Genomic DNA, 12,271 nt, shown 5'->3' on the forward strand with positions numbered 1-12,271 from the left:
ACGTCTTGCAAACACCGCACCAAAAGGCGTGGATGCCCGGGACAAGCCCGGGCATGACGCGTCACCAAAAGCATTCAAGCCGCCGTTTTCATCACGAACGTGGTGTCATGAAACTGCGCCAGGGTCGAGCGGTGACCGATGCTGAGGATGGTGGGCTTCCACTCGGCCTCCCGTAAAAGCGTATAGACCTGCCGCTCGGTGTCTTCGTCGAGCGCGGAGGTCGCCTCGTCGAGGAAGATTGTGCGGGGTTTGGCCAGCAGCACGCGGGCAAAGCCGAGGCGCTGCTGCTCGCCGCCGGAGAGGCGGTGGCTCCATTGATCCACCTCGTCGAGACGCACGATAAGATGGCCGAGGCGCACGGCTTCGAGAACACGTGCGATCTCCGCATCGTCTGTCGAAGGTGCTGCCGGATAGAAAGCCGCCTGACGCAGAGTGCCGAGTGGGAGGTAAGGCTTCTGCGGCACGAAGAACACGTCGCCTTCAGGGAATGAGACCTGGCCTTTCGCGTGAGGCCAGATGCCTGCCACGGCGCGCAGCAGGGTGCTCTTGCCGGCACCTGACGGTCCCTTGATGAGAACTGCCTCGCCGGAGGCCGCCTCCATGTTCAGGCCGGCCGTGATCGTGCGCTGATCGGGCAGTGAAAGTTCGAGATCGCGCACGATGAAAGCCTCGCCCTTGCGCTGCGCCTCGATGGAGGAGGTGGCCGTTGTCTTCAGAATATCGATCTGATCGCGGAAGCTCCTGAGGCGCTCTGTCGTTGCGCGCCATTGCGCGATCTGCCCGTAGCTCGTGATGAAGAAGTTCAGGCAGGCCTGCACGGCTCCGCAAGCCGCTGCGATCTGCATCACTTGCGCAAATCCGATCTGTCCGTAGAAATAGCGAGGTGAAGCGAGCAGGAAGGGCAGGATGATGCTGAACTGGCCATGCGCATGGGCGAAGAGACCGATGGCGCGCTCGCGGCGCATGATGCCCCAGAAATTCTGCACCACCTTCGCCCAACGCTCGTCGATGACCGCTGCCTCACGCTCCTCGCCGCGATAGAACGCGATGGTCTCGGCATTCTCACGCAGACGCACCAGGCTGTAGCGGAAATCGCTTTCCAGGTTCTGGTTCTTGGTGTGCAGCTTCGCGAGCGGATGGCCGATGAGATGCGTGAACCAGCTCGCGAGGAACGTATAGCCGAACACGGCAAAGACCATGTAACCGGCGATCGAATAGCCCGCGATGGTGACTGTGCCGCTCAAGGACCAGAGAATGGCGGTGAAGGCGACAAGGCTCACCGCCACATCGAGGAAGCCGACGACGAGATTGATCGTCTGCCCGGCAAAAAGGCCGAGATCTTCCACGATCCGCTGATCGGGATTGACGGCAGGTGCATCACTGATCTGCAGGCGGTAATAGGCGCGGTCGTCCAACCAGTCCTTTGTATAGCGGCGCACGAGCCAGTCGCGCCACCGCAGTTTCAGGCTCTCTGCAATCCAGTGGGAATAGACGAGGGTGGCGACGAAGCTGCCGGCGATCAGCGCGAAAATGCTGACCTGCTTGAAGAATTCCGTGATTTCATGATGCTCGATGGCGGCATAAAAGCCCGCATACCAGTTGTTCTGCTGCACGCAGATCCAGATGGTGGTGAACTTGATGGCGAGCAGCAGCGCGAACATGCGCCGTGCGTAGGATTTTTCTTCCGATTGCCAGTAGGGACGAGCGAGCGCCCAGACATCCCCGAAGAAGGCGTTGCGCTGCGTCAGGTGAAAGAGGAGAGCGGCCAGCCGCCCCCGTTGCGCCGCAGGTGCCGGCGCTACCGCTTGGATAAACATGGTCTGCCCCACGCAACCCGCAGCGTCGGAACTCTTTTCGGCCCTGTACGCAGCGTGTCGCTTTAGACCTTATCCGAACGCCGCATTTTGCGTGTCTGTCCGGACAAGGGCTTTTGATGTATTTTGAATAAATTCCGATGGTGAGAAGGCGTTCTCTCAAGAATTCGCTGGTGAGGCAAGGTCTTGATGAAGAAATCGATTATCGCTTCCAATATGAACTTCTGCTGAAACGACTAGTGTAATATTGCAACACACGCTAAACTTAGGAAGTAAACTGGTGTTTTCAGCATTGTCCGGACGTGATCCGGAAATCGAGAGGGCTGTCAATGAAGCTTCTTCTTGTGGGGGCGACAGGACTCGTGGGGCACAGCGTTCTCAATCTGGCGCTCGCCGATCCACGCATTTACGGTGTCGTCGCTCCAGTGCGGCGCCGTCTGCCGGAGCATCCGAAACTGATCGCACCGATCGTCAATTTCGAGCATTTGCCTGAAGGTGCAGAATGGTGGCGAGTTGATGCGGTCATCTGCACTCTCGGGACGACCATGAAGACGGCTGGATCCCAAGAGGCCTTCCGGCGTGTCGATCACGATTATCCGCTCGCCGTCGCCCGTCTTGCCAAGCAACACGGCACGCCGACTTTCGTTCTCAATTCGGCGATGGGGGCGGATGCCTCGTCACGCTTTTTCTACAATCGCGTGAAAGGCGAAGTGGAACGGGACCTTGCCACCATCGGCTTCCAGTCCCTGACCTTCGTGCGTCCAGGGCTGATCGGCGGGAAACGAGACGAATTACGCCTCGCTGAAAGGCTGGCCTCGGTTGCTCTCGGGATCATGAAACCGGTTCTGCCGCGGCGTCTGCGTATCAATCCGGCCACGAAGATTGCGGAAGTCTTGGTGGAAGCTGCCGTCGTGCCACGTCCCGGCACACACGTCGTAACCTCTGCGGAACTCGCGTAACCTTTAGCAGGCGTCCTCAACCAGAGGCAGCTAGCTCTCCTTAGGCTGGCGGCTGCGGCTCGATGACTTTGCCGTCGTGCGTGAAATCGTAGATCTTGCCCGTCTCGGTCCACGAGGGCAGGGCGAGCTTGACGATGTGAGGTGCGAGATCCTCGGGCGTCTTCAGCGTCAGCGGATCCTCGCCGGGCATCGCCGCCTTGCGCATGGAAGTGCGCAGGGGGCCGGGGTTGATGAGCATGGCCCGAACAGGGGTCGTCACCGTTTCGGCGGCGTAAGTCCGCACAAGTGCTTCGAGGGCAGCCTTCGATACGGAATAGACGCCCCAATAGGCCTTGTGCTTGTGGGCCGCGCCGGAGGTCACGAAGATGGCGCGTCCGGCATCGGAGGCGCGCAGCAGCGGGTCGAAAGAGCGAAGCAGGCGATAATTTGCCGTCACGTTGACGGTCATCACCTCGTCCCAGACCGGCTGATCGATGTGGGCGATCGGCGCGAGCTCACCGAGCTGGCCTGCATTGCCGAGGAGGATGTCGAGCTTGCCCCAGCGCTCGTAGATCGCGGCTCCCAGGCGGTCGATGGCGTCGAGGTCCTTGAGGTTCACCGGCACGAGGGTTGCGGACGAACCCTTGGCGCGGATCTCGTCATCCAGGCTCTCGAGCGCGCCCTGTGTACGGGCGAGAGCGATGATGTGCGCGCCGGCTTCCGCGAGGGCCAAAGCCGCTGCTCGGCCGATGCCGCGCGATGCGCCGGTGACGACCGCGACGCGGTTGAGAAGGGGCTTGTCCATGAGACGTCCTCAGAGCATTTTTCGGCGAAGTGGATCCGGTTTGCCGTCAAGAAATGTGCCAAACCAAGAAGAGAGATGATTCCACGCAGGTGGAAGCAGCTCTAGTCGGCTTCGGCCAGGAGGGCGAGGCGGCGCGGCGTGGCGACGGAAAGATCCGTCAGCGGTGTCGGGTAATCGCCCGTGAAGCAATGGTCGGTGAATTGCGGCTGAGCCGGGTTGCGGCCCTTCTCGCCCATGGCGCGATAGATGCCCTCGATGGAGAGGAAGGCCAGCGAATCCGCGCCGATATACTGGCGCATCTGCTCCAGATCATGGGTGGCGGCGAGCAGCTTTTCCTTCTCCGGCGTATCGATGCCGTAGAAGTCGGGATGGGTGATCGGCGGGCTTGCGATGCGGAAGTGAACTTCCTTCGCGCCGGCTTCGCGCATCATGCGCACGATCTTCACCGATGTCGTGCCGCGCACGAGGCTGTCGTCCACGAGCACGATGCGCTTGCCGGCAATCGCTGCGCGGTTCGCCGAGTGCTTCATGCGCACGCCGAGTTCGCGCACCGACTGCGTGGGCTGAATGAAGGTGCGGCCGACGTAGTGGTTGCGGATGATGCCGAGCTCGTAAGGAAGGCCGCAGCTCTGGGCGAAGCCCAACGCCGCCGGAACGCCGGAATCCGGCACCGGAATGACCACGTCCGCGTCGACCGGTGATTCCGTGGCAAGCTCGCGACCCATGCCTTTCCGGACTTCATAGACGCTGCGGCCGTTCACGATGGAATCGGGGCGGGCGAAATAGATGTATTCGAAGACGCAGGGGCGCGGCGGAACCTTCTCGGCGAAGCGGAAGGACTCGACGCCCTCGTCCGAGATGACCACGCATTCGCCGTTCTCGATGTCGCGAACGAAGCGGGCGCCGATGATGTCGAGCGCACAGGTCTCGGAGGTGAGGATATAGCGGCCGTCGAGTTCGCCGAGCACCAGCGGGCGGATGCCCATGGGGTCGCGGGCGCCGATCAGCTTCTTGTTGGTCAGCGCCACGAGCGCATAGGCGCCTTCAATCTTCTGGATTGCTTCGACGAAGCGATCCACCACCTTATCCTTGCGGCTGCGGGCCACGAGGTGGACGATCACTTCCGTATCCGTGGTGGACTGGCAGATCGCGCCGTCGCGGATCAGGTTGCGGCGAAGGGTGAGGCCGTTCGTCAGGTTGCCGTTATGGGCCACTGCGAAGCCGCCGCCGTCGAGTTCTGCGAACAGCGGCTGCACATTGCGCAGCACGGTCTCGCCGGTGGTCGAATAGCGCACATGGCCGATGGCGGAGAGGCCTTCGAGACGCTCGATGGTTGCGCGGTCTGAGAAGCTGTCGCCGACAAGGCCCAGTTTGCGCTCGGAATGGAACACATCGCCGTTGAAAGAGACGATGCCCGCCGCCTCCTGGCCGCGGTGCTGCAGGGCGTGGAGCCCCAGGGCGGTGATTGCCGCCGCATCCGGATGACCGTAGATGCCGAAGACACCGCATTCTTCACGCAGGGTATCGCCGTCGAGGTCGAGGTCCACCTTCTTAGGGGTGACCTGCCACGTCTCAGACCTGGAAGACATCATGATTTCCTTGGGATCCGCGCCCCTACCGGCGCTGGCCCTATGTAATCGCCTTGAGGCCAAACGCCAATGGGTTTTCCTGTCGCTCTTCGAAAGTGTGAACAGGAGGGAGGATCAGCCCCGACGCTGCGGGGGCTGCACCTGCGGGGCAGGAGCGGGAGCCGCGCCGCCGCGCTGCGGATCAGGCTCAGCCGGCTCGGCGGGTTCGCCCTCCGGCGTCGGCTTCTTGAGCTTCTGGATCAAGGCTTCGGCATTCTCCGGCAGCATGGCGATGATGCTGTCGCGGGTGTTCTCCATGGCCGGGCGCGTGCGGGAGGCGGTTGCCCATTCGGGCTCCTTGCCCTGGAGCAGCCAGCCCAAGAAGGCCCAGCCGATCACGCAGATCAGGAAGCCGCGGGCCGCACCGAAGAACAGGCCCAGTGTCCGGTCGAGAGCGCCGATGCGGGAATCGAGGATCAGATCGGAGATCTGGACCGTGATGATCGAGACGATGATCAGGGTGATGACGAAGATGCCGCCGATGGAGGCGACCAGTGCCACCGTGCCGCTGCTGATATATTGCTGCGCGATGGGCAGGGCGGCAGGGTGCAGATACCAGGCCGCAGCGGCGGCCACGACCCAGGCCACGATGGCCAGGACCTCGCGGGTGAAGCCGCGTACGGCAGCCAGGAGGGCCGAGATCAGGACGATTCCGATGACAACAAGGTCCAGGACAGAAAAGGGCATGAGCCGAGCCTACGCAGAAACAGGGACAAGGGCCGCATTCGCGGATCGAGGCCAGGCTGTATAGCCTTAAGAGACGCTTTCGTCACCCCTGCCTGAAGAGCTGTGAAAGTGGAGCTGAGGAGCGGCCAATAAAAAACCCCGGCGAAGGCCGCCGGGGTCGAGGGGAGGAGAGAGGATCTTTTTAGATGAAGACGAAGTCGTCAGCCTGAACGTAGGTGCCCGGCTTCAGCTTGGCGATCGCAAAGCCCTTGCCGCCGCCAGAGCCGTCCAGGTCGAGGTAAACGAAGCCGGTCTTGCTGTCGTAAGTGACAAAGTCATAGACGTCCTTGGCATGGCCTTTGGCGAAGAACTTGCTCTCCAGCTTGCCCTTGTCGAACACCTTGTCGAGGCTGAAAAATCCCTTCTGCTTGCCGGCCCGTGTGCCTTCGAGCGACTCGTAGACCTCTTCCTTGGCGACCTTCACCTTGTAGGCCTTGAGGGCCGACAGGCTGATCTGGATCGTATCGTCCGCCGAGGTGAAGTCGGCAATGTGGTCGAAATGGCCCTTCTTGACAGGGTTGTCGAACACGAAGGTGTCCTTGCCGGCTCCGCCGTAGAGGAAGTCCTTGCCATAGCCACCGGCGAGCACGTCGTCACCGGCCATACCGTAGAGCTTGTCGTTGCCGGAGAGGCCTTTGATCATGTCGGCGCCGGCCGTGCCGACAAGCCTGTCGTTCTTTGCCGTGCCGTTCATGAAATCGAAGGCATCGGTCACGGAGATGTCCAGGGTCTTTTCGAAGACGTTGTTGTCCGCGTCCGTCACCTCGATGGTGACCTGGTGCAGGCTGTCGGTCAGGTAGTCGAGCTTCGACCCGTCAGCCACAACGAGCTTTCCGTCAACGATGGCAAAGGCGCCCGATTCGTCGGTCTTCAAGGTAAAGGTGAAGGTCTCGTTCAGATCAGGATCGATCGCAGAAAGAACGCCGACTTCCGTGCCATTCGTCGCATGCTCGGTGATCGAGGCATTCGAGAGGGTCATGTCGGTCGGAGCCGTGTTGTCGGTCACCGTGATCGTAAAGGGAGTGTCGCTGATGACGGTGCCCTTGTCGCCCGTGGCCGTCACGGAAATCGCGAATTCCTCCAATCCGGCCGTTTCGAAATCGAACAGGCTGCTGCCACCTGTCTTCACAACCAGTTCGTAGAGACCCGACGTCGTGTTGAGCGTGATCTCGAAACGGTCGCTCAGACTATCGGCGAGCGAGAAGGTGAAGGTCTCGTTTCCGCTGATCTCGGAGACGCTCAGCGTGCCGATGACCGTACCGGCCGGTGCGGTCTCAAGGACGGTCAGGTTTGAGAGAAGAACTGCAGCCATATTTTCCTCTGACGGCCCGAGGGCCCGTTCTGGCTCCCACCGCGGGGTACACCGGCAGGGCTATGGCTTCAGTGATACAAGATGGCCGAGAGGGATCAATTAGACCGGGTGGCCTATGGAATTTGGCTGAGGGGGAGGGTGTCTTAGGATGCCTTGCGGCGGCGGGCTGCAATTCCCGCAACGAGATCAGTGATATGGCCGATCGAAGATGTCGCAAGGGGAAGCTTCTCCGGTTTGTTCTTGTCCAGGCGCGGGGCCGGGGAGACCGCACTGGAAAAGCCGAGTTTTGCAGCTTCCTTCAGCCGCGCCTGCTCCTGAGCCACGGGGCGAATGGCCCCGGAGAGGCCCATCTCGCCGAAATAGACCGTATCGGGCGGAAGCGGATTGCCGGACAGGGACGAGACGAGAGCTGCCGCTGCAGCGAGGTCGGCGGCGGGCTCGGTGATCCGCAGGCCACCGGCCACATTCAGATAGACGTCATGCATCCCCAGCTTCAGGCCGCCATGGGCCTCCAGCACGGCGAGGACCATCGACAGGCGATTTTGATCCCAGCCGACCACGGCCCGGCGCGGCGTGCCGAGAGACGAGGGGGCGACGAGCGCCTGGATCTCCACGAGCAGCGGGCGGGTGCCTTCCATGCCGGCAAAGACCGCCGTACCCGGTGTCGCCATATCGCGTCCGGCGAGGAACAGCTCGGAGGGGTTCGGAACTTCGCGCAAGCCCTGGTCCGACATCTCGAAGACGCCGATCTCATCGGTGGGACCAAAGCGGTTCTTCACCGCGCGCAGGATTCGGAAATGGTGGCCCGTATCGCCCTCGAAGGACACAACCGCATCGACCATGTGCTCGACGACGCGGGGACCTGCGATCTGGCCGTCCTTGGTCACGTGGCCGACGAGGATGACGGCAGTGCCGGTCGTCTTCGCGAAACGGATCAGCGCCTGCGCCGAGCCGCGCACCTGTGTGACCGTACCGGGCGCCGATTCCACCGTCTCGGTCCACATGGTCTGGATCGAGTCGATGATGGCGAGCGCCGGAGGACGTCCCTGGCCCAAGGTCGCGACGATGTCCTCCACATTTGTCTCGGAAGCGAGCTCCACTGGAGCTTGGCCGAGGCCAAGGCGTTCCGCGCGCAGACGCACTTGCGCCACCGCCTCTTCGCCCGAGATATAGGCCACGCGCTCGCCGCGATTGGCGAGAGCGGCGGAAGCCTGCATCAGCAGCGTCGACTTGCCGATGCCGGGATCGCCGCCGAGCAGGATGATGGAGCCGTGCACGAAGCCGCCGCCGGTGACGCGGTCCAGTTCTGCGATGCCGGAGGGTGTGCGCGGAGCCTCCTTGGATTCGCCGGAGAGACCTTCGAGCGGGAAGATACGCCCCTTCGCACGAGACGGGCGCGTGGCGGCGGGGCCCGACATCGGGCTTGCGGAGCCTGCTTCCTCGACGATGGTGTTCCAGCCGCCGCAGGCCTCGCACTTGCCTTTCCAGCGGTTATAGACCGCGCCGCATTCCTGGCAGACGAAAGAGGGGTGACGCTGTTTGGCCATCAGCCCTGCTTCCCGCGATAGCTGCGCGCATAACGCCGGCCCAGATTGGTGAGGATCTCGTAGCCGATGGTGCCGGCCCTGCGACCCACTTCGTCCAAGCTGAGAGAGCCGCCGATCATCGTCACGGTGTCGCCGCGCTTGATCTCGCTGTCCGGGATGTCGGTGACGTCGATCGTGATCAGATCCATCGAGACGTTGCCGGCGAAGGGGCAGGGGCGTCCGGCTACCAGAACTGTGCCTGCAAGAAGCTCCTCGCCGCTTTTACCGCGTGCGCTTGCGGAGCGCGGATAGCCATCCGCATAGCCGACAGAGAGCGTGGCGATGCGGCGGCGTCCGAGCGCGAGCCAGCGCGCGTTGTAGCCGACAGTGTCGTCAGACTCGACCCAGCGCAGCTGCACGATGCGCGCCTCAAGGCCGACCACGGCACTCATGGGATTCTGGCGATCCGGCGTCGGGTTGCCGCCATAGAGTGCGTAACCTGGACGCACGAGATCGAAGTGCGGCTTCTGCTTCAGGAAGATGCCGGAGGAGTTGGCGAGCGATGCGCGCACGCCGGGAAGTGTCTCGCGAACAGCCTTGAAGGATTCGATCTGCCAAATGTTGAGCGGGTTTTCGCTCTCTTCCGCGCTGACGAAATGGCTCATGAGAAGCGCGGTCTCGAAGTCTTTCACCTCCTCGCGATCCTTCAGCGTCAGGCCTTGTGCCACGGTGAGGCCGAGGCGGTTCATGCCGGTATCGACATGGATGGCAGCTTCACGCTTCTGGCCTTGAGAGCGGCAGAACGCCGCCCATTCCTCGATCTCCTCGAAGGAGCCGAGAACGGGGCGCAGCTTGTGCTCCGCATAAACCGGAGAGGTGCCGGGAAACAGACCGTTGAGCACATAGATCGTGGCATCGGGCGCAACTGCGCGCACGCGGATCGCCTCGCTCAAATGCGCGACGAAGAACGTGCGGCATCCGGCTTGGCGCAGAGCAGGCACGGCCTGCTCGATGCCGGTGCCGTAAGCATCCGCCTTGACGACGGCTGCGGCTTCCGCGCGGCCCGCGTTGTCGCGCAACGTGCGCCAGTTTCGGCTAAGCGCCGAGAGGTCGATGTGGAGGAGGCCGCCGGCCATCTCCGCAGGAATGTAGCTGGCGGTGCTGGTCTGTTCTGTCTTGGTCAATCGCCGATCCGATCGGGAAGTTTGTCTTCGTCTGCGAGGTTGGTGAAGCGGGTGATGTCGGCCTGGAAGGCCAGCTGCACGGTGCCTGTGGGACCGTGACGCTGCTTGCCGATGATGACCTCGGCCTTGCCGTGGACCTGATCCATTTCCGTCTGCCACTTGAAGTATTCTTCGGTGCCGGGTTTCGGCTCCTTGTTCTTTAGATAATACTCCTCGCGGTAAACGAACATGACCACGTCGGCGTCCTGCTCGATCGAGCCCGATTCACGAAGGTCGGCGAGCTGCGGCCTCTTGTCGTCACGCGCTTCCACCTGACGGGAAAGCTGGGACAGGGCGATGAGCGGAACCGCGAGTTCCTTGGCGAGCGCCTTCAATCCCGTGGTGATTTCGGTCAGCTCCTGCACGCGGTTCTCGCCCTTCTTGGCGGAGCCGGAGAGAAGCTGGAGGTAGTCGACGATGAGAACGTCGAGGCCGCGCTGGCGCTTGAGACGCCGTGCGCGGGCGGTGAGCTGCGCGATGGAGATGCCGCCGGTCTGGTCGATGTAGAAGGGGATCGACTGCATCTCACGGGCAGCTTCGGTGATCTTGTAGAAATCGTCCTCGCGCATATCGCCGCGGCGGATCTTGTAGGACGGAACGCCCGACTGCTCGGCGATGATACGGGTGGCGAGCTGCTCCGCCGACATTTCGAGTGAGAAGAAGCCGACGATGCCGCCATTGACCGTCTTCAGTGAGCCGTCCTGCTGCTTCTCGGCCTTGTAGGCCTTGGCGATGTTGAAGGCGATGTTCGTCACCAGCGAGGTCTTACCCATCGCCGGGCGGCCTGCAAGGATGATCAAGTCGGAGGGCTGAAGGCCGCCGAGAGACTTGTCGAGATCGATGAGCCCCGTTGAAACGCCGGACAGTGCGCCTTCGCGCTTGTAGGCGGCGGCGGCCATGTCGATGGCGGCGGTGAGCGCATCGGAAAAGCGTTGAAACCCTCCGTCAGCACGGCCCGTTTCGGCAATGGAGTAAAGACGCCGTTCTGCTTCCTCGATCTGGTCGCGGGGGGGGCTGTCGACGGGTGCGTCGAAGGCCTTGTTGACGATGTCTTCGCCGATATTGATGAGGCTGCGGCGGATCGCGAGATCGTAGATCGTGCGGCCGTAATCCTCGGCATTGATGACCGTGGTCGCCTCCGCCGCGAGGCGAGCGAGATATTGCGAGACGGTGATGCCGCCCAGATCCTGATCCCCTAAGAAGGTCTTCATCGTGATCGGGGTCGCGACCTTGCCGGCTTTGATCAGGCTGGTGGCGACCTCATAGATGCGGCGGTGCAGATCCTCGATGAAGTGCTCGGCCTCGAGGAAGTCGGAGACACGGTAATAGGCGTCATTGTTGACCAGGATCGCACCCAGCAGGGCCTGCTCGGCCTCGAGATTGCTGGGAGGCGTGCGAAACTGCGGCTCGGCGGTTTCAAGACGGGCGATCAGGGCATTGGCGGTGGCCATCTGGCGCTCCGGGAACAGAATTGAGGTTTAGAGGCTCTTAGACCGCAATTGGTGTCCTAACCGTTGCTGATCAGGGACAGGCAGAGACTTCGCGCAGGCTGTCCTCGCTGTCCTCGATTCTCACAAGCGCATCTTTTCGCCGGCCGCTCCGCTTGACTCTTGGACAAGCCCGAACCCCAACGAAAAAGCGCTCCCCATCGAATCGATGAGGAGCACTCATTCTGGAACAAAACATGAACCGGAGCAAGGCTCAGGTTCGCGTAAAGCCTTACAGCTCCACGTCGCCGGCGTCGGCCAGAGCAGCGCCGACTTCGAGGCCGAGATCGTCGAGGTTGGTCTCTTCGCGGGCGGTGACCGCCTCGCCGCGAGCCTGACGCTCGGCTTCCTCAGGGCTGCGGGCGATGTTCGCCGTCACCGTAACCTCGACCTCCGGGTGGAGGGCGACCGGCACATTGTGCAGGCCGAGGGTCTTGATCGGGGTGTTGAGGACGATCTGGTTACGATCGACCGTGAAGCCGTTCTGGGTCATCACCTCGGCGAGGTCGCGGGTCGAAACCGAACCATAGAGCACGCCCGTCTCGCCGGACTGGCGGAGGAGGATGAAGCTCTGGCCGTTCAGCTTCTCGGCAACGGCCTCGGCTTCCTTGCGGCGCTCGAGATTGCGGGCCTCGAGCTGGGCGCGCTGCTGCTCGAAATGCTTCTTATTGGCCTCGGTGGCGCGCAGAGCCTTGCCGCGCGGGAGGAGGAAGTTGCGGGCATAGCCCGAGCGAACCTTAACGGTTTCGCCCATCTGGCCGAGCTTTGCGACGCGCTCGAGAAGGATCACTTCCATCGGTTTTTCTCCTTTA

Annotated in this window: 10 protein-coding genes; 1 reads left to right on the forward strand and 9 read right to left on the reverse strand. The window is 62.4% G+C overall.

The genetic code is table 11. The features are described from left to right. Positions 1 to 74: 74 nt before the first annotated feature. Positions 75 to 1,817 carry an ABC transporter ATP-binding protein/permease gene (locus ACUXUR_RS01510; RefSeq protein WP_445500561.1) on the reverse strand — a complete coding sequence of 581 codons (1,743 nt, stop codon included), beginning with the start codon at positions 1,815 to 1,817 and terminating at the stop codon, positions 75 to 77. 326 nt (positions 1,818 to 2,143) lie between these two features. Here ACUXUR_RS01510 and ACUXUR_RS01515 point away from each other — a divergent pair, with 326 nt between their 5' ends. Continuing rightward, on the forward strand, positions 2,144 to 2,773 hold the full coding sequence (locus tag ACUXUR_RS01515; RefSeq protein ID WP_445500562.1) for a Rossmann-fold NAD(P)-binding domain-containing protein: 630 nt from the start codon (positions 2,144 to 2,146) through the stop codon (positions 2,771 to 2,773). A gap of 40 nt (positions 2,774 to 2,813) precedes the next feature. Here ACUXUR_RS01515 and ACUXUR_RS01520 read toward each other — a convergent pair whose 3' ends face one another. From ACUXUR_RS01520 to rplI, 8 genes are all read right to left on the reverse strand, one after another. Next, the gene (locus ACUXUR_RS01520) at positions 2,814 to 3,557 is read right to left on the reverse strand and encodes an SDR family NAD(P)-dependent oxidoreductase (RefSeq protein ID WP_445500563.1); all 744 of its coding nucleotides are present in this window, start codon (positions 3,555 to 3,557) and stop codon (positions 2,814 to 2,816) included. A 101-nt stretch (positions 3,558 to 3,658) separates the two neighbouring features. Continuing rightward, on the reverse strand, positions 3,659 to 5,146 hold the full coding sequence (gene purF / locus ACUXUR_RS01525; protein WP_445500869.1) for an amidophosphoribosyltransferase: 1,488 nt from the start codon (positions 5,144 to 5,146) through the stop codon (positions 3,659 to 3,661). A 114-nt stretch (positions 5,147 to 5,260) separates the two neighbouring features. After that, complete coding sequence (locus tag ACUXUR_RS01530; RefSeq protein ID WP_445500564.1) at positions 5,261 to 5,872, reverse strand: CvpA family protein; 612 nt, start codon at positions 5,870 to 5,872, stop codon at positions 5,261 to 5,263. A 181-nt stretch (positions 5,873 to 6,053) separates the two neighbouring features. After that, a complete protein-coding gene (locus ACUXUR_RS01535; RefSeq protein ID WP_445500565.1) occupies positions 6,054 to 7,223 on the reverse strand; it encodes a cadherin repeat domain-containing protein in 1,170 nt (389 codons plus the stop codon). A gap of 143 nt (positions 7,224 to 7,366) precedes the next feature. Further along, positions 7,367 to 8,770 carry a DNA repair protein RadA gene (radA, locus tag ACUXUR_RS01540; protein WP_445500566.1) on the reverse strand — a complete coding sequence of 468 codons (1,404 nt, stop codon included), beginning with the start codon at positions 8,768 to 8,770 and terminating at the stop codon, positions 7,367 to 7,369. Beyond that, positions 8,770 to 9,885 (reverse strand): alanine racemase, encoded by a 1,116-nt coding sequence (gene alr, locus ACUXUR_RS01545; RefSeq protein WP_445500870.1) that lies wholly within the window; start codon positions 9,883 to 9,885, stop codon positions 8,770 to 8,772. The genes radA and alr overlap by 1 nt, the downstream gene beginning before the upstream one ends. Before the next feature lie 44 nt (positions 9,886 to 9,929). Continuing rightward, positions 9,930 to 11,423, reverse strand: coding sequence for a replicative DNA helicase (locus ACUXUR_RS01550; protein WP_445500567.1), 1,494 nt, complete (start codon positions 11,421 to 11,423; stop codon positions 9,930 to 9,932). A 268-nt stretch (positions 11,424 to 11,691) separates the two neighbouring features. Next, positions 11,692 to 12,255, reverse strand: coding sequence for a 50S ribosomal protein L9 (gene rplI, locus ACUXUR_RS01555; protein WP_445500568.1), 564 nt, complete (start codon positions 12,253 to 12,255; stop codon positions 11,692 to 11,694). Positions 12,256 to 12,271 lie beyond the last annotated feature (16 nt).

This window comes from Microvirga medicaginis (assembly GCF_052658925.1).